At 56.6% G+C, this 16,117-nt stretch carries 19 protein-coding genes; 12 read left to right on the forward strand and 7 right to left on the reverse strand.

Annotated elements, in window-relative coordinates:
• Positions 1-520: 520 nt before the first annotated feature.
• The 7 genes from sufA to ldtE all read left to right on the forward strand — a co-directional run bounded on the left by sufA (position 521) and on the right by ldtE (position 7,140).
• On the forward strand, positions 521-889 hold the full coding sequence (sufA, locus tag SOM40_RS09470; protein ID WP_106993654.1) for a Fe-S cluster assembly scaffold SufA: 369 nt from the start codon (positions 521-523) through the stop codon (positions 887-889).
• Positions 890-897: 8 nt separating this feature from the next.
• On the forward strand, positions 898-2,385 hold the full coding sequence (gene sufB, locus SOM40_RS09475; protein WP_106993655.1) for a Fe-S cluster assembly protein SufB: 1,488 nt from the start codon (positions 898-900) through the stop codon (positions 2,383-2,385).
• Positions 2,386-2,401: 16 nt separating this feature from the next.
• The gene (sufC, locus tag SOM40_RS09480) at positions 2,402-3,148 is read left to right on the forward strand and encodes a Fe-S cluster assembly ATPase SufC (RefSeq protein ID WP_106993656.1); all 747 of its coding nucleotides are present in this window, start codon (positions 2,402-2,404) and stop codon (positions 3,146-3,148) included.
• Positions 3,123-4,394 (forward strand): Fe-S cluster assembly protein SufD, encoded by a 1,272-nt coding sequence (sufD, locus tag SOM40_RS09485; protein ID WP_312077683.1) that lies wholly within the window; start codon positions 3,123-3,125, stop codon positions 4,392-4,394. Before sufC ends, sufD begins: the two co-directional genes overlap by 26 nt.
• Positions 4,391-5,611, forward strand: a complete 1,221-nt coding sequence (gene sufS / locus SOM40_RS09490) for a cysteine desulfurase SufS (RefSeq protein WP_320456999.1) — start codon at positions 4,391-4,393, stop codon at positions 5,609-5,611. Before sufD ends, sufS begins: the two co-directional genes overlap by 4 nt.
• A gap of 13 nt (positions 5,612-5,624) precedes the next feature.
• Positions 5,625-6,041 carry a cysteine desulfuration protein SufE gene (sufE, locus tag SOM40_RS09495; protein ID WP_166182252.1) on the forward strand — a complete coding sequence of 139 codons (417 nt, stop codon included), beginning with the start codon at positions 5,625-5,627 and terminating at the stop codon, positions 6,039-6,041.
• Between the two features lie 97 nt (positions 6,042-6,138).
• Complete coding sequence (gene ldtE, locus SOM40_RS09500; RefSeq protein ID WP_320456998.1) at positions 6,139-7,140, forward strand: L,D-transpeptidase LdtE; 1,002 nt, start codon at positions 6,139-6,141, stop codon at positions 7,138-7,140.
• Between the two features lie 63 nt (positions 7,141-7,203).
• Here the strand turns inward: ldtE and SOM40_RS09505 are convergent, their stop codons facing one another.
• From SOM40_RS09505 to ynhH, 3 genes are all read right to left on the reverse strand, one after another.
• Positions 7,204-7,440: a major outer membrane lipoprotein gene (locus SOM40_RS09505; RefSeq protein WP_012017161.1), complete on the reverse strand. Its 237-nt coding sequence runs from the start codon at positions 7,438-7,440 to the stop codon at positions 7,204-7,206.
• A 310-nt stretch (positions 7,441-7,750) separates the two neighbouring features.
• Positions 7,751-9,172: a pyruvate kinase PykF gene (gene pykF / locus SOM40_RS09510; RefSeq protein ID WP_320456997.1), complete on the reverse strand. Its 1,422-nt coding sequence runs from the start codon at positions 9,170-9,172 to the stop codon at positions 7,751-7,753.
• A 7-nt stretch (positions 9,173-9,179) separates the two neighbouring features.
• A complete protein-coding gene (gene ynhH, locus SOM40_RS09515) occupies positions 9,180-9,476 on the reverse strand; it encodes a protein YnhH (RefSeq protein ID WP_422655539.1) in 297 nt (98 codons plus the stop codon).
• Between the two features lie 281 nt (positions 9,477-9,757).
• On the opposite strand from ynhH, the gene SOM40_RS09520 reads away from it, so the two are divergent.
• The 4 genes from SOM40_RS09520 (at position 9,758) to fumD (ending at position 12,602) form a co-directional block, all read left to right on the forward strand.
• Positions 9,758-10,780 (forward strand): methionine ABC transporter ATP-binding protein, encoded by a 1,023-nt coding sequence (locus SOM40_RS09520; protein WP_312191285.1) that lies wholly within the window; start codon positions 9,758-9,760, stop codon positions 10,778-10,780.
• The gene (locus SOM40_RS09525; protein WP_032617773.1) at positions 10,773-11,441 is read left to right on the forward strand and encodes a methionine ABC transporter permease; all 669 of its coding nucleotides are present in this window, start codon (positions 10,773-10,775) and stop codon (positions 11,439-11,441) included. Before SOM40_RS09520 ends, SOM40_RS09525 begins: the two co-directional genes overlap by 8 nt.
• Positions 11,442-11,469: 28 nt before the next feature.
• A complete protein-coding gene (locus tag SOM40_RS09530; RefSeq protein WP_261643011.1) occupies positions 11,470-12,282 on the forward strand; it encodes a MetQ/NlpA family ABC transporter substrate-binding protein in 813 nt (270 codons plus the stop codon).
• A 110-nt stretch (positions 12,283-12,392) separates the two neighbouring features.
• Positions 12,393-12,602, forward strand: a complete 210-nt coding sequence (gene fumD / locus SOM40_RS09535; RefSeq protein ID WP_032617775.1) for a fumarate hydratase FumD — start codon at positions 12,393-12,395, stop codon at positions 12,600-12,602.
• On the opposite strand, the gene SOM40_RS09540 is transcribed toward fumD, so the two are convergent.
• Genes SOM40_RS09540 through SOM40_RS09555 form a run of 4 tightly spaced genes read right to left on the reverse strand, consistent with a single transcriptional unit; the run spans position 12,583 to position 15,662 of the window.
• Positions 12,583-13,269 carry an amino acid ABC transporter permease gene (locus SOM40_RS09540; protein ID WP_106993664.1) on the reverse strand — a complete coding sequence of 229 codons (687 nt, stop codon included), beginning with the start codon at positions 13,267-13,269 and terminating at the stop codon, positions 12,583-12,585. The two genes, fumD and SOM40_RS09540, sit on opposite strands and share 20 nt — an antisense overlap.
• Positions 13,254-14,030, reverse strand: a complete 777-nt coding sequence (locus tag SOM40_RS09545) for an amino acid ABC transporter permease (protein WP_225758982.1) — start codon at positions 14,028-14,030, stop codon at positions 13,254-13,256. The genes SOM40_RS09540 and SOM40_RS09545 overlap by 16 nt, the downstream gene beginning before the upstream one ends.
• Positions 14,030-14,842 (reverse strand): amino acid ABC transporter ATP-binding protein, encoded by an 813-nt coding sequence (locus tag SOM40_RS09550; RefSeq protein ID WP_320456996.1) that lies wholly within the window; start codon positions 14,840-14,842, stop codon positions 14,030-14,032. The genes SOM40_RS09545 and SOM40_RS09550 overlap by 1 nt, the downstream gene beginning before the upstream one ends.
• 1 nt (position 14,843) lies before the next feature.
• Positions 14,844-15,662, reverse strand: a complete 819-nt coding sequence (locus SOM40_RS09555) for an ABC transporter substrate-binding protein (protein WP_320456995.1) — start codon at positions 15,660-15,662, stop codon at positions 14,844-14,846.
• A 163-nt stretch (positions 15,663-15,825) separates the two neighbouring features.
• Between SOM40_RS09555 and SOM40_RS09560 the strand changes: the two genes are divergently transcribed.
• Positions 15,826-15,987, forward strand: coding sequence for a hypothetical protein (locus SOM40_RS09560; RefSeq protein WP_312077677.1), 162 nt, complete (start codon positions 15,826-15,828; stop codon positions 15,985-15,987).
• Positions 15,988-16,117: the final 130 nt, after the last annotated feature.

Here is a 16,117-nt window from a genome sequence, read left to right on the forward strand (position 1 = left end):
AAGGGCTTTCTTTTTTGTGCACCCCACTCGCGATCTTTTCCCTTCAGTAATCGTCTCTTACATCCTGCATGGCAGACACAATAACCAGACCCGTAATGACCACGGCAAGGATGGCGACTATCAATAGTGCTGTAAGCATATCCCCCTCCTGATGCTGGTCCTGAATAACAAGGATAGCGCACCCGAAGGCCATCCATCGCCAGTGCCCCGGCCCTTTCAGAATACGCTTACAGGTATGAGCAGCCGCGTCGGCCAACTCCCTATCTCAAAAATTGGTATTTTCTATACATATTTTGCATTTATCCCATTCAGCCGCGAATAACGGGGAAATAACGCTTTTTATCAGTCGCTTAAGTAAATGTGATCAACCCTGTTAACCCCCGTAGCAGGGTCTATGCTTAATGAAAGTAGCCAAAAAGGGCGGTTAAGCCGAATGCCCCTGCAACTGAGGGGTTGAAGTGATAATCATTATCACTAACATGGTGTTATGCCCTGGGGGCGCACTACAAGAGGTGAATATATGCAACAGCATTCAGAAACATTTGATCCGACGGAATTTGCGTGGCGTGGATTGTCGCTAACACCTGCCGCAGCGGCGCATATTCGCGAGCTGGTAAGCAAGCAGGCGGGCATGCTGGGCGTGCGGTTAGGCGTTAAGACGACCGGGTGCGCCGGTTTTGGTTATGTACTGGATACCGTCAGCGAACCGGCTAAGGACGATCTGCTTTTTGAGCAGGACGGCGCCCGACTCTATGTCCCCTTGCAGGCGATGCCGTTTATTGACGGTACCGAAGTGGACTACGTGCGCGAAGGCTTAAACCAGTTATTCAAATTCAATAACCCGAAAGCCCAGAACGAATGCGGCTGCGGCGAAAGTTTTGGGGTATAGGCGGTATTATGTCTCGACATACTGAAGCAAGTGACGACGTCAACACCTGGTCCGGCGGCCACATTAATTACAAAGAGGGCTTCTTCACCCAATTGCAGACCGATGAGCTGGCAAAAGGGATCAATGAAGAGGTCATCCGCGCCATTTCTGCAAAACGTAATGAACCTGACTGGATGCTGGAGTTCCGTCTCAATGCCTTTAAAGCCTGGCTGGAGATGGAAGAGCCCCACTGGCTGAAGGCGCACTACGACAAGCTGAACTATCAGGATTACAGCTACTACTCGGCGCCGTCGTGCGGCAACTGCGACGATACCTGCGCCTCGGAACCGGGTGCGGTGCAGCAGACCGGGGCCAACGCCTATTTAAGCAAAGAGGTGGAAGAGGCCTTCGAGCAGCTCGGCGTGCCGGTGCGGGAAGGGCGTGAGGTGGCGGTAGATGCTATCTTCGACTCCGTCTCGGTGGCCACCACCTACCGGGAAAAGCTGGGCGAGCAGGGGATCATCTTCTGCTCCTTTGGCGAAGCCATCCACGACCACCCGGAACTGGTGAAGAAGTACATCGGCACCGTGGTGCCCAGCAACGATAACTTCTTTGCGGCGCTCAACGCGGCGGTGGCTTCCGACGGCACCTTTATCTATGTGCCGAAGGGCGTGCGCTGCCCGATGGAACTCTCGACCTATTTCCGCATTAACGCCGAGAAGACCGGTCAGTTTGAACGCACCATTCTGGTGGCGGATGAGGGCAGCTACGTCAGCTATATCGAGGGTTGTTCCGCCCCGGTTCGCGACAGCTATCAGCTGCACGCGGCGGTAGTGGAAGTGATCATCCATAAAGACGCCGAGGTAAAATACTCGACGGTGCAGAACTGGTTCCCGGGGGATAACAATACCGGCGGCATACTGAACTTCGTCACCAAGCGCGCCCTGTGCGAAGGCGAAAACAGCAAGATGTCCTGGACCCAGTCGGAAACCGGCTCGGCCATCACCTGGAAATACCCAAGCTGCATTCTGCGCGGGGATAACTCCATCGGCGAGTTCTACTCGGTGGCGCTTACCAGCGGACATCAGCAGGCCGACACCGGCACCAAGATGATCCACATCGGCAAGAACACCCGATCGACCATCATCTCGAAAGGGATCTCGGCGGGTAAAAGCCAGAACAGCTACCGCGGACTGGTCAAGATCATGCCGACGGCGACTAATGCGCGCAACTTTACCCAGTGTGATTCGATGCTGATTGGCCCGGACTGCGGGGCGCATACCTTCCCGTACGTCGAGTGCCGGAACAACAGCGCCCAGCTGGAGCACGAAGCCACCACCTCGCGAATCGGGGAAGATCAGCTCTTCTACTGCCTGCAGCGCGGCATCAGCGAAGAGGATGCGATTTCAATGATCGTGAACGGCTTCTGTAAGGATGTGTTCTCTGAACTGCCGCTGGAATTTGCCGTTGAAGCGCAGAAATTACTGGCGATTAGCCTTGAACACAGCGTCGGTTAAGGATTAAGGAAAGCACATGTTAAGCATTAAAGATTTACAGGTCAGTGTGGAAGATAAAGCGATCCTGCGCGGCCTGAGCCTGGAGGTTCGTCCGGGTGAAGTCCATGCCATTATGGGGCCGAACGGCTCAGGGAAAAGTACGCTCTCGGCGACCCTTGCCGGGCGCGAAGATTACGAAGTGGTGGGCGGCTCGGTAGACTTTAAGGGTAAAGATCTGCTGGAGATGTCGCCGGAAGACCGTGCGGGGGAAGGCATTTTTATGGCCTTCCAGTATCCGGTGGAGATCCCTGGCGTCAGCAACCAGTTCTTCCTGCAGACCGCGCTGAATGCGGTGCGCAAATACCGCAGCGAAGAGGAGCTGGATCGCTTTGATTTTCAGGATCTGATGGAAGAGAAGATCCAGCTGCTGAAGATGCCGGAAGACCTGCTCACCCGCTCGGTCAACGTTGGTTTCTCCGGCGGGGAGAAGAAGCGTAACGACATTCTGCAGATGGCGGTACTGGAGCCGGAGCTGTGCATTCTCGATGAAACCGACTCCGGGCTGGATATCGACGCCCTGAAGATTGTCGCCGACGGCGTCAACGCCCTGCGTGACGGCAAGCGGTCATTCATTATCGTCACCCACTACCAGCGTATTCTCGATTACATCAAGCCGGACTACGTGCACGTGCTTTATCAGGGGCGGATTGTGAAATCCGGTGATTTCACGCTGGTGAAACAGCTGGAGGAGCAGGGCTATGGCTGGCTTAGCGAACAGCAGTAACGCGCTGCAGCAGTGGCACCGTCTGTTTGAGGCCCAGGGCGGGACGCGCTCTGAGCAGGCCCAGCAGCACCTGCAGCAGATGCTGCGCCTCGGCTTGCCGACGCGTAAGCATGAGAACTGGAAATACACCCCGCTGGATGGACTGCTTAACGGCGAGTTCGTTACCCGGCCTGCCAGCGTAACCTCTGCCGATCGGGATGCACTGGCGCTGACCCTTGATGCCACCCGGCTGGTATTTGTGGACGGGCGCTTCAGCCCCGAACTGAGCGACAGCCCTGACGATAGCGGGTTTGAGGTCATTATTAATGATGAGCGTCAGAGCCTGACGGCACCGGTGCAGCCGGAGCTGTTTCTGCACCTCACCGAGAGCCTGGCCCGGAGCGTGACCCATATCCGCGTGAAGCGGAATACACGCCCGGCGAAGCCGCTGCTGCTGATGCATATCACCCAGGGGCTCGACGGGGAGGAGATCAACACCGCCCACTATCGTCACCATCTGGAACTGGGCGAAGGGGCGGAGGCGACGGTTGTGGAACACTACGCCAGCCTGACCCCGGCACGGCACTTCACCGGCTCGCGCCTGACCATGAACGTGGCGGCCAACGCTCAGCTGCACCATATCAAGCTGGCGTTTGAGAATGCGGTAAGCCACCACTTCGCCCATAACGATCTGCTGCTTGCCGCCGATGCGGCGGCCTACAGCCACAGCTTCCTGCTGGGCGGGGCGGTACTGCGCCATAACACCAGCACCCAATTGAACGGCGAAAACACCACGCTGCGCATTAACAGCCTGGCGATGCCGGTGAAAACCGAAGTGTGCGACACCCGCACCTGGCTCGAGCACAACAAGGGCTACTGCAACAGCCGTCAGCTGCACAAAACCATCGTCAGCGATAAGGGCCGGGCGGTCTTTAACGGGTTGATTAACGTGGCGCAGCACGCCATCAAAACCGACGGGCAGATGACCAACAACAATCTGCTGATGGGTCGGCTGGCGGAGGTGGACACTAAACCGCAGCTGGAGATCTATGCTGATGATGTGAAATGTAGCCACGGGGCAACGGTGGGTCGGATTGATGACGAGCAGATGTTCTATCTGCGCTCCCGCGGGATCGACAAGCAGGCGGCAGAGAAGATGATCATTTACGCCTTTGCCGCCGAGCTAACCGAAGCGCTCGGGGATGAAACCTTAAGACAGCAGGTGCTGACGCGTATCGGTCAGCGTCTGCCCGGAGGTGTGGCATGAGTTTTCCTGTAGAGAGAGTGCGGGCGGATTTTCCGGTCCTGACCCGTGAAGTGAACGGTCTGCCGCTTGCCTATCTCGACAGCGCCGCCAGCGCGCAAAAGCCCGTGCAGGTGATCGAGGCCGAGGCAGAGTTTTACCGGCACGGTTATGCCGCGGTGCACCGGGGGATCCACACCCTCAGCGCCGAAGCCACGCAGCGGATGGAGAACGTCCGTACCCGGGCGGCGGCGTTTTTGAATGCCCGCTCCCCGGAAGAGCTGGTGTTTGTCCGCGGCACCACCGAAGGGATCAACCTGGTGGCCAACAGCTGGGGCAGTGCCGAGGTCCATGCGGGGGATAACATCATCATCACCCAGATGGAGCACCACGCTAATATCGTCCCGTGGCAGATGCTGTGCGAACGCGTCGGAGCCGAACTGCGGGTGATCCCGCTCAATCAGAACGGCACCCTACAGCTTGAACGGCTGGAGACGCTGCTGGACGAGCGCACCCGGCTGGTGACCCTCACCCAAATCTCCAACGTGCTGGGTACCGAAAACCCGGTGGCGGAGATCATTGCTAAAGCTCACCAGGTCGGCGCAAAAGTGCTGGTGGACGGGGCCCAGGCGGTGATGCACCACACCGTGGACGTGCAGGCGCTGGACTGCGATTTCTACGTCTTCTCCGGGCATAAGCTGTACGGCCCGACCGGGATCGGCGTGCTGTACGTTAAAGACGACATCCTGCAGAAGATGCCGCCGTGGGAAGGGGGCGGATCGATGATCGCTACCGTCAGCCTGAGCGAAGGCACCACCTATGCCCGGGCGCCGTGGCGCTTTGAAGCCGGGACGCCCAACACCGGGGGGATTATCGGCCTCGGGGCGGCGATAGAGTATGTCTCGTCCATTGGCCTGGATGCCATTGCCGAATATGAGCAGACGCTGATGCACTACGCGCTGGCAGAGCTGGCCAGCGTGCCGGATCTGACCCTGTATGGCCCGGCAGACCGTCAGGGGGTGATCGCCTTTAATCTGGGGAAACACCACGCCTATGACGTCGGCAGTTTTCTCGATAACTACGGGGTGGCGGTGCGTACCGGACACCACTGCGCCATGCCGCTGATGGCATTTTATCAGGTACCGGCGATGTGCCGCGCATCGCTGGTGATGTACAACACAATGGAAGAGGTCGACAGACTGGTGGCAGGGCTGAAACGGATCCACCATCTGCTGGGCTGAAAGAGGGGAAAAGATGGCTGCGTTGCCAGACAGAGACAAATTGCTGCGTAACTTTACGCGTTGCGCAAACTGGGAAGAGAAATACCTCTACATTATTGAGCTGGGGCAGCGTCTGCCTGAGCTAAGCCAGGAGGCGCACAGCCCGGAAAACAGTATTCAGGGCTGTCAGAGCCAGGTGTGGATAATAATGCACCAGAATGACGCCGGAATGATTGAATTAGCGGGCGACAGTGATGCGGCAATAGTGAAAGGCCTTATTGCTGTCGTGTTTATTTTATATCAGCAGATGTCCCCGCAGGATATTGTCGCCTTTGACGTGCGCCCGTGGTTTGAAAAAATGGCGCTGGCCCAGCATTTAACGCCTTCCCGCTCTCAGGGGCTTGAGGCAATGATCCGCGCAATCCGCACCAAAGCCGCCAACATTAGCTAAACTTACCAGACAGCTATCATTCTGTTTCACGAGGCGGTTCCCGCCTCGTGGGTTTTTCAGCTTTCTGACGTTCAGTCAGTGAATAAGGAATCTCAGTATGAAGCGCGCGTCCCTGGTCTCTCTCATTTTCTTTGGTTCGCTCAGCGCGATTAATAGCGCCCTGGCGATGGATTATCCCTTGCCACCGGCGGGCAGTCGGCTTATCGGGCAAAACCAGACGTATGTCATTCAGGAAGGGGATAATAACCTGCAGGCCATTGCGCGCCGGTTTAATACCGCTGCGCACTTAATACTCGAAACCAATAATACCATCGCCCCGGTCTACCCGGCCCCGGGCACGGTAATCACCATCCCCTCGCAAATGTTGCTCCCGGACACCCCACGTGAAGGGATTGTAGTGAATCTGGCAGAACTGCGGCTTTACTACTATCCACCGGGTGAAAACAGCGTCCAGGTCTATCCGCTGGGCATTGGTCAACTGGGGCTGGATACGCCGGTCACCGTCACCCGCATCAGCCAGAAAATTCCCAATCCAACCTGGACCCCCACAGCGGGCATCAGAGCACGCTCGCTGGAGCAGGGCATCAAACTGCCCCCGGTGGTGCCGGCAGGGCCCAATAACCCGTTAGGGCGCTTTGCAATGCGTCTGGGCGTGGGTAACGGCGAATACCTCATTCACGGCACCAGCGCACCGGATAGCGTCGGGCTGCGCGTCAGCTCCGGCTGTATGCGTATGAATGCCCCGGATATCAAGGCGCTATTCGCCCAGACGTCGGTGGGTACACGGGTGCAGATCATCAATGAGCCGGTGAAGTTCTCGGTGGAGCCGGACGGTAAGCGCTATGTTGAAGTGCATCGTCCGCTGGCGACGGCGGAGGGGGAAAACCCACAAACCCTGACTATCGCGCAATCTGCCGGGTTAAGCTCGTTTATCACGCAGGACGGAAGCGATAAGCAGCTGGTGAATAAAGCCCTGGCGCGTCGGGCGGGGATCCCGGTGGTGGTCTCGGCAGGTGGCGAGTCGCAGGTACAGAGCGGTAGCTTGTCAGCGCAGAACAGTCGCTTGCCGGAAGGCGGGCATGAACAGGCGATTCAGTAAAGCGAAATACGGGGCAAAAAAAAATGGCGCACAATGTGCGCCATTTTATTAACACAGGTACTATTACTTACGGTATTTAGTAGCCTGGTTGTCCAGACGCTGGTTAGCGCGTGCTGCGTCGTCTTTAGCAGCCTGAACGTCAGAACGCATTGCGTTCACGTCGTTGCTCAGCTGGTCAACTTTAGCGTTCAGAGTCTGAACGTCAGAAGACAGTTGGTCGATTTTAGCATTGCTAGAACAACCAGCCAGCATAGTAGAAGCCAGGATTACCGCGCCCAGTACCAGTTTAGTACGATTCATTATTAATACCCTCTAGATTGAGTTAATCTCCATGTAGCGTTACAAGTATTACACAAAGTTTTTTAGGTTGAGAATATTTTTTTGATGGGAATATGCCTATTTTTGATCGTTCGCTCAAAGAAACACCTGTTTTGACTATTTCGTGAAAAATATTGTGCAAAAACAGACAATTTTCATCGGATTCATCTTAGATTACGTGCCCGTTAAATAGAAAAACCCGATTTGCTTTTTTAATAAGTTTGGTTGATAGCGGAAATAAAAAAAGCGCCCCGAAGGACGCTTTTTAAACAAATTAATTCGTTCGGTATTATTACAGGACGTGAACAGATGCGGTATTAGTGGTGCCGCTTGGTACCAGCGCACCGGAAACCATCACCACAATGTCACCTTTCTGCGCCAGGCCACGCTCAACCAGCTGCAGGGCAACTTCTTTACCCAGACGGTAGAAATCATCCGTAGAGGCGATCTCTTTCACCAGGTGTGGCACAACGCCTTTGCTCAGTACCAGCTGACGAGCAGTGATCTCGTTAGTGGTCAGAGCCAGGATGGTCGCGTTCGGGAAGTATTTACGCACGGCTTTCGCAGATTTACCGCCCTGGGTGGCAACCACGATCAGTGGTGCTTCCAGTTTCTCGGCAGTTTCTACCGCGCCACGGCACACCGCTTCGGTGATACGCAGTTTACGGCTGTCGTTGTTGTTATCCAGACGGCTTGGCATCACGCGGTCGGTACGCTCGCAGATGGTGGCCATGATGGAAACAGCTTCCAGCGGGTATTTACCCTTCGCGGACTCACCGGACAGCATTACTGCATCGGTACCGTCGAGGATGGCGTTCGCCACGTCGCCGGCTTCAGCGCGGGTTGGACGTGGGTTTTTGATCATCGAGTCCAGCATCTGGGTAGCGGTGATAACCACTTTACGTGCGCGAACGCACTTCTCGATCATCATCTTCTGCGCGAAGATCACTTCTTCAACCGGGATTTCAACACCCAGGTCACCACGTGCAACCATGATGCCGTCAGACGCTTCGAGGATCTCGTCGAAGTTGTTCAGGCCTTCCTGGTTTTCGATTTTGGAGATGATCTGGATGTGCTCGCCGCCGTGCGCTTTCAGGTGCTCACGGATTTCAACCACGTCAGAACGTTTACGGATGAAGGAGGCAGCAACGAAGTCAACGCCTTGCTCGCAACCGAAGATCAGGTCCTGTTTGTCTTTCTCTGCCAGCGCAGGCAGGGCAATAGAAACGCCTGGCAGGTTAACGCCTTTGTTTTCACCCAGGTCGCCGTTGTTCAGCACTTTACAAACAACGTTTTTGCCTTCGATAGCGGTGACTTCCATACCGATCAGGCCGTCGTCCACCAGTACGGTGTTGCCAACGGAGAGGTCGCTGGTGAAGCCTTCATAGGTTACAGCAACGATGTCGCTGTTGCCGACAACGGACTTGTCAGTGGTGAAGGTGAAGGTCTGTCCCGCTTTCAGCGAAACGTCATTACCGCCTTCCAGTTTAATGGTACGAATTTCTGGACCTTTGGTATCCAGCAGGATTGCTGCTTTTTTACCGGTCTTGCTCATCACGTTGCGCAGGTTCTGGATGCGCTGACCGTGTTCAGCATAGTCACCGTGAGAGAAGTTCAGACGCATAACGTTCATGCCGGCTTCCAGCATTTTGGTCAGCATCTCTTCAGATTCGGTTTTCGGGCCGATGGTGCAAACAATTTTCGTCTTTTTCATGACAGTCTTAGTCTTTAAGTTGAGAAGGATATGGAAATCTCGCTCCGGGGGCGCAGGGCCTCAGAGTCAAACCTGTGTTGCGAAATTTTTTGTGACACGCACTAAGGATAGGAGACATCAAATGAGCGTGCAGAAGAATGTGTGCCTGTGGTTCAGCCCAGGGAGAGAGGGAAAGTTGATTGCGTTGTTTTTTGTAGTCCAAGCGCTGAAACCATTCATCAGGGATTAGGCGCGCATTATACGCTGAAAGATGCGCAAAAGGGAAAGAAAAACAGCGTTTCAAAAATTTTATATGGCGTTTCACAATAGATTGTTATCAATGCGTTAAGGTTCCCCCCCAGGATGTTGCGCCAGTAGAAATCCCTACGTCAAACGCCGCAAAGTGTTTGGGCGAGTCCACATATTCATTCCGTAACTATTGATTGCCGAAAATTCGCTTTACGGTTATTACCAGTGCGCACGGGGTATATCGCTGTAAGTTATAAGATATTCCTTTTCAGTCGTTTAAAAGCTAATAACGGCTGTTTACTATCGTTTGGACATCCATACTGCTAAACCGCCACAGGCGAACGGATTACTCTAAGAATGATAGTACTCAGCAATATTTCGAAGATTTTTGACAACGGAAAAGTGGCGCTGACCGCCGTTGACAACGTAAACCTGGCGATAGAGCAGGGACAGATTTATGGAATTATTGGCTACAGCGGCGCAGGTAAAAGTACCTTAATCCGTCTGCTGAATGGTCTGGAAAAACCGACCACCGGCAGCGTGACCATTAACGGCCAGGATATCTCTGCGGCGAAAGGCGAGGCTCTGCGCCAGGCGCGGCTGAAGATCAGTATGGTGTTTCAGCACTTCAACCTGCTGTGGTCCCGCACGGTAAACGAGAACATCGCCTTCTCGATGCAGATCGCCGGGGTGCCAAAAGCCAAAATTAAAGCCCGCGTGGCGGAACTGGTGGAGCTGGTGGGGCTGAAAGGCCGCGAACAGGCCTACCCGTCCCAGCTCAGCGGTGGGCAGAAGCAGCGCGTCGGCATTGCCCGGGCGCTGGCGAACAACCCGGACGTCCTGCTCTGCGACGAGGCCACCTCGGCGCTGGACCCCCAGACCACCGATCAGATCCTCGATCTGCTCCTCGACATTAACCGTCGCTTCAAGCTGACCATCGTTCTTATCACCCATGAAATGCACGTGGTGCGCAAAATCTGTGACCGCGTGGCGGTGATGGAAAACGGCAAAGTGGTGGAAGAGGGTGAAGTGCTGCAGGTCTTTACCCATCCGCAGCAGCCGATTACGCAACAGTTTGTCCGTCAGGTGAGCCAGTACGCCGAAGAAGAGACCTTCAACACCGAGCTGGCGAACGAGCTGGAAGGCACCGTCATCAAGCTGACCTTTACCGGACACAGCACCCACAAGCCGATTGTCGGGGAGCTGACCCTGCGCTACGGCCTGCCGTTTAACATCCTGCACGGCAAAATGACGCAAACCGCCCACGGCGTGTTCGGCCAGCTCTGGCTGCACGTGGTGGCAACAGAAGAACAACTGAACAATATCCTCGCCGATTTGCAGCACAGTGATATTGAAGGCGAGGTAATTAAACATGGCTGAGAATCTCTTCCCGCACCTGAAATGGGACCAGCTCTGGGCGGCAACGCTTGAAACGCTGTACATGACGGCCCTCTCCGGCGTCGCGACCTTTGTCCTCGGGCTGGTGCTCGGCCTGGCGCTGTTTTTAACCGCCCGGGGTGGCATGTTCCACAACCGTACGGTCTACAGCGTGATTTCGATTGTGGTGAACGTGTTCCGCTCGATCCCGTTCATTATCCTGATTGTGCTGCTGATCCCCTTCACCAAAACCGTGGTGGGAACCATCCTCGGGGCGAATGCCGCGCTGCCCGCGCTGATTGTTGGCGCCGCGCCGTTCTACGCCCGTCTGGTGGAGATTGCCCTGCGTGAAGTGGATAAAGGGGTGATCGAGGCGACGCGCTCAATGGGTGCCCGACTGAGCACCTTAATTTTTCGGGTTTTACTGCCGGAATCATCACCCGCTCTGGTCTCAGGGATCACGGTGACGCTGATTGCGCTGGTCAGTTACAGCGCCATGGCGGGGGTGATTGGTGCCGGTGGTCTGGGAAATCTGGCTTATCTGGAAGGATTCCAGCGCAACCATGGTGACGTCACGCTGGTGGCAACGGTGACCATTTTGATCATCGTTTTCATTATCCAGTTCTGCGGCGACATCATCACATCACTGTTAGACAAAAGATAAACACTAATAACACACAGGAACCATCATCATGAAAAAGAGACTGACGTTGATCGCCGCAGCAACCCTCAGCGCCCTGAGCTTCGCCTCCTGGGCTGACACCCTGACCGTGGGCGCGTCCAACACCCCGCACGCGGAAATTCTGGAGCAGGCGAAGCCGATTCTGGCGAAGCAGGGTATCGACCTGGAGATCAAACCGTTCCAGGATTACATCCTGCCGAACACCGCTCTGGCAGGCCGTGACATCGACGCCAACTACTTCCAGCACATTCCGTACCTCAACAGCGTGCTGAAAGATCACGCCGGGGATAAAGAGTACGATTTCGTCAGCGCCGGGGCGATCCACATCGAGCCGATCGGTATCTACTCCAAAAAATACAAGTCGCTGAAAGATCTGCCGGAAGGCGGCAAAATCATCATGCGTGATGCCGTCTCTGAAGAGGGCCGTATCCTCTCTATCTTCGAGAAAGAGGGCGTGATCAAGCTGAAGCCGGGCATCGACAAAGTGACCGCGCGCATCAGCGATATCGTTGAGAACCCGAAAAAACTGCAGTTCACCCCGAACGTTGAAGCCTCTCTGCTGCCGCAGATGTACAACAATGACGAAGGCGCGGCGGTGGTCATCAATGCCAACTACGCCATCGACGCCGGTCTGGATCCGGTTCACGACCCGATCGCGGTAGAGAGCGGTGAAAACAACCCGTACGCCAACATCATCACCGTGCACCGTGGCGATGAGAAGAAGAAGGATATCGTGGCGCTGGTGGACGTGCTGCACTCTAAAGAAATTCAGGACTGGATCCGCACCAAATACAAAGGTGCCGTGATCCCGGTTAACAACTAATCCCCTGATTCTGCTTTTAAAAAGCCCGGTGAGTCTCTCGCCGGGCTTCTTTTTTGTATAAGGCTTATGAATGCTTTAAGCTGACGTTTTCAGGCAATGGAGTGAAGATCATGGGCAATGTAACCAAAGACGAAGCGCTGTATCAGGAGATGTGTCGCGTGGTAGGCAAAGTCGTTCTGGAGATGCGCGATCTCGGGCAGGAGCCAAAGCATATTGTCATCGCCGGGGTCCTGCGCACCTCGCTGGCGAACCAGCGGGTAAAGCGCAGTGAATTGACGACCCAGGCGATGGAAACCGTGGTCAAAGCGCTGGCCGGTTAAACTGCCAGCGTTTTGCCAGCTGTTCAATCCCGCAGCACAGCAGGTAATAGACCACCCCCGTAAAGACAAAAATCGCCGCCGGGTAGATCTGCACCCGGTTGTTCACCTGGCCTGCGACGGTGGTCAGCTCCGGTACGTTGACGATAAAGGCCAGCGAGGTATCTTTCAGCAGGCTGATAAAAATTCCCACCAGCGACGGCAAGATGTTGCGCAACGTCTGCGGCAGCAGCACCCACCCCAGGGTTTGCAGCGCGCCAAATCCCTGCGCCTGCGCCGCTTCAGATTGTCCGACGGGCAATGCCCGCAGTCCGGCCAGCACCGAGTGCATCACCGCCGCCGCGGTAAACCACGCCAGCGCCAGGGTGACGGTCAGCGCCCCCGGCAGATCGCCCCCGGTAATGAGCGGCAGCAGATACCACAGCCAGAAAATAACAAATATCAGCGGGATCCCGCGGATAATCTCGGCCCACAGGAACAGCGCCTTGCGGATCGCGCCTGGAAATCGCCACGCCAGCCCCGCCAGCCCGATCCCGGCGGGTAATGCCAGCGCCGCTGCGCCGAAGGCCATCAGCAGCGTCAGCAGCACGCCGCCGGGCTGACCGGCTGCGGCCCGCCCCCACAGCAGATAATCCAGGTTATCGGTAATTACGGTCAGTCCGGCCAACATTTCTCTTCACTCCGGGTGGTAAGGGCGACTTTTTTACGCCGTTCAGTTGTGGGACCCAGTTTCGTCAACAGTACGCCCATCGCCACGCCGGTGAGCAGATACAGCACCGTGCCGACGCTGAACGCTTCCAGCGCGTGGGCGTTATAGCTCTCTATCTGCCGCACCTGATAGGTCAGTTCCGCAAAGCCAATTCCGCTTGCCAGCGACGAGAGCTTCATCAGGTTGAGATACTGACCCACCACCGGTTGCCAGGCGTTGGCCAGCCCCTGCGGCAGGAGGATGTAGCGCAGCAGCGGCCAGGCGGAAAAACCCTGTGCCAGAGCGGCTTCCCGCTGTCCGGCAGAGACGGCGCGTAATCCGGCGGCGATCTCTTCGGTCAGAAAGGCCGAGGTAAAGACCCCCAGCCCCCAGGCAGAGCAGAGAAATTCGGGTGTAAACCACCAGACCTGGCCCGGCAGCAGCGCCCAGGCATGCTCATCCATCACGAAGGTGCGAAAATCCTGAGGCAGTCCGCTCCATGCGGCGAAATACCAGAACAGGAGCTGCACCAGCAGAGGGGTGTTGCGAAACAGCGAGACCCACAGGACCACGATGTTTGCGCCGATGCGGCCCCCGGCGAGACGCAATCCCAGGCAGGCGAGGGTGATGAGGCTGGCGACCACCATTCCCGCCAGCGTCACCCACAGGGTGGTGAGAAAACCGGAGAGGATCCACTGCAAGGGCTGGCCGGTCAGCACCCCTTGCCAGTCGAGGGCCGGCATCACACCGCTCCCGGATGCAGCGGGTTGAGCACCTTCTGCAGAAAACGCTGGGTGCGCGGATGGGACGGATGCTGAAAGAACTGCTCTGGCGGGGCCACCTCCAGAATGTGCCCGCCATCGATGAACACCACCCGGTCGGCAATCTCCCGGGCAAACTGCATCTCATGGGTGACGACAATCATGGTGATCCCGCTGTGGGCGAGGGCTTTCATCACCAGCAGCACTTCGCCAATCATCTCCGGATCGAGAGCCGAGGTGGGCTCATCAAACAGGATGATCTGCGGGGAGGAGGCCAGCGCCCGGGCGATCGCCACCCGCTGCTGCTGTCCCCCGGACAGCGCCTCGGGGTAGTGGTCGGCTTTATCCGCCAGACCCACCTGCGTCAGCAGCGCTTCGGCACGGGTGTCGGCCTCGGCGGGTCGCCAGCCGTGCACGTGCTTCAGCGCCAGGGCGATGTTTTGCCGCGCCGTCAGATGGCTGTAGAGGTTGAACTGCTGAAAGACAAACCCGACCCGGCTGCGCAGCTGGCGCAACGCCTGGCGGGAGAGCTGACGCGTCGATTTGCCGTCGATCAGGATGTCGCCGGAGGTCAGGGTTTCCAGCTGATTGATAAGGCGGATCAGCGTCGATTTACCGGAGCCCGACGGCCCGAGAATAGCCACCACTTCTCCGGGCGTGACGCTGAGGTTGATGCCCTTCAGCACCGGACGATCGCCGTAGCGTTTTGCCACCTCGCTAAAGGTGACGCTGGCCTGCGCCAGATGTGAAAAATCCGCGGCAGGTGCCGCGGAGCGTGAGAATAAACCTGACATCTTACTGGGCTTCTATTTTAAAGGCGCGAGGCTGCGGGGAGGGGGTTTGCGGTCCAAACCAGACATCGTAGATCCTCGCCGCCTCGCCGTTGCTCTCAAGTTTCACCAGCTCGTCGTTCACCACTTTCAGCAGCGCGGTTTCGCCCTTCTTCACCCCGACGCCGATCTCCTCCTTACTCAGCAGGTCAGGAAGAATTTTAAAGTTCGCTTTGTCCGGCGCCTGGGCCAGCAGCCCCGCCAGAATGGTGCTGTCCTGGGTGATGGCCTGCACGTTGCCGTTGCGCAACGCCGTCAGCGCCAGCGGGATATCGTCATAGGAGAGCACGCGGGACTGCGGGAAACGCTGATGCAGCGCCTGCTCCCCGGTGGTGCCCTTTACCGCCCCGATACGCGCCTTGCTATAGGCATCCAGTTTATCCGCTCCTTTGGCCGGAACCAGGAACTGCTGCCCGGTCACGAAATAGGGGGTGGAAAAATCGATCACCTGCGCGCGCTCCGGGGTGATGGTGATATCCGCCACGATCAGATCCGCCTTGCCCGACTGCAGCAGCGGGATGCGGTTCGCCGGGTTGGTGGCGACCAGCTCGAGCTTGACCCCCAGCGTTTTGGCTAATGCTTTAGCGAAATCCACGTCGTAGCCGACGATCTCGTGGCTTTTGGCATCCACCGAGCCAAACGGCGGGTTGGCATCGAAGGTGGCGACTTTCACCACCCCCGCCGCCTTGATATCGGCCAGTTGATCTGCCTGCGCCTGACCAGAAACGATCCCGCCTGCGGCCAGCAAACCAAGTGCCAGCGCCAGTTTTGTCTGTATTGCCATAAGTTCCTCTGAGTCTGTTTTTTTGTTTTGTCCTGTTACGCTCCCATAACCGACCCCGACCGCCAAATGCCAATATCGTCTTTACTATTGCCGGAATCGGCATTTCCACCGCGGGCAGATTGCTGGTTTACTGCATTCAGGCTGAACAGATGAGGAACAGGCAATGGGCAAACTGATGAGTACGTTACGGCGGTTTTTTGCCGCAAAACCGGAAGAGAACAGCGCGCAGCGTATTATTGAAGCCATTTTGCCGGTTGCCAGCCTGTATGGCGTGGACATCGCCAATATCGATCCGGAGTGGTTCCATGAGCAAACGCAACGCTGAGCACCGCCATGTGCGGGAAACTTACTGGAATGAGGTGTGCGTTCTTTCGCGCACGCCCCGCCATTCTGGACGCTAACATCCAAAAATCTCCGCAAGTTTTGTCCCCGGCTTAGCTTCCTGCTAAGGTCTC

Source organism: Leclercia sp. CFBP8987, assembly GCF_034044995.2.
Classification (GTDB): Bacteria; Pseudomonadota; Gammaproteobacteria; order Enterobacterales; family Enterobacteriaceae; genus Enterobacter; species Enterobacter tamurae.

Coding starts and splice junctions, on each gene's coding strand:
- sufA (WP_106993654.1), top strand. CDS start 521: ATGCAACAGCATTCAGAAACATTTGATCCGACGGAATTTGCGTGGCGT.
- sufB (WP_106993655.1), top strand. CDS start 898: ATGTCTCGACATACTGAAGCAAGTGACGACGTCAACACCTGGTCCGGC.
- sufC (WP_106993656.1), top strand. CDS start 2,402: ATGTTAAGCATTAAAGATTTACAGGTCAGTGTGGAAGATAAAGCGATC.
- sufD (WP_312077683.1), top strand. CDS start 3,123: ATGGCTGGCTTAGCGAACAGCAGTAACGCGCTGCAGCAGTGGCACCGT.
- sufS (WP_320456999.1), top strand. CDS start 4,391: ATGAGTTTTCCTGTAGAGAGAGTGCGGGCGGATTTTCCGGTCCTGACC.
- sufE (WP_166182252.1), top strand. CDS start 5,625: ATGGCTGCGTTGCCAGACAGAGACAAATTGCTGCGTAACTTTACGCGT.
- ldtE (WP_320456998.1), top strand. CDS start 6,139: ATGAAGCGCGCGTCCCTGGTCTCTCTCATTTTCTTTGGTTCGCTCAGC.
- SOM40_RS09505 (WP_012017161.1), bottom strand. CDS start 7,440: ATGAATCGTACTAAACTGGTACTGGGCGCGGTAATCCTGGCTTCTACT.
- pykF (WP_320456997.1), bottom strand. CDS start 9,172: ATGAAAAAGACGAAAATTGTTTGCACCATCGGCCCGAAAACCGAATCT.
- SOM40_RS09520 (WP_312191285.1), top strand. CDS start 9,758: ATGATAGTACTCAGCAATATTTCGAAGATTTTTGACAACGGAAAAGTG.
- SOM40_RS09525 (WP_032617773.1), top strand. CDS start 10,773: ATGGCTGAGAATCTCTTCCCGCACCTGAAATGGGACCAGCTCTGGGCG.
- SOM40_RS09530 (WP_261643011.1), top strand. CDS start 11,470: ATGAAAAAGAGACTGACGTTGATCGCCGCAGCAACCCTCAGCGCCCTG.
- fumD (WP_032617775.1), top strand. CDS start 12,393: ATGGGCAATGTAACCAAAGACGAAGCGCTGTATCAGGAGATGTGTCGC.
- SOM40_RS09540 (WP_106993664.1), bottom strand. CDS start 13,269: ATGTTGGCCGGACTGACCGTAATTACCGATAACCTGGATTATCTGCTG.
- SOM40_RS09545 (WP_225758982.1), bottom strand. CDS start 14,030: ATGCCGGCCCTCGACTGGCAAGGGGTGCTGACCGGCCAGCCCTTGCAG.
- SOM40_RS09550 (WP_320456996.1), bottom strand. CDS start 14,842: ATGTCAGGTTTATTCTCACGCTCCGCGGCACCTGCCGCGGATTTTTCA.
- SOM40_RS09555 (WP_320456995.1), bottom strand. CDS start 15,662: ATGGCAATACAGACAAAACTGGCGCTGGCACTTGGTTTGCTGGCCGCA.
- SOM40_RS09560 (WP_312077677.1), top strand. CDS start 15,826: ATGGGCAAACTGATGAGTACGTTACGGCGGTTTTTTGCCGCAAAACCG.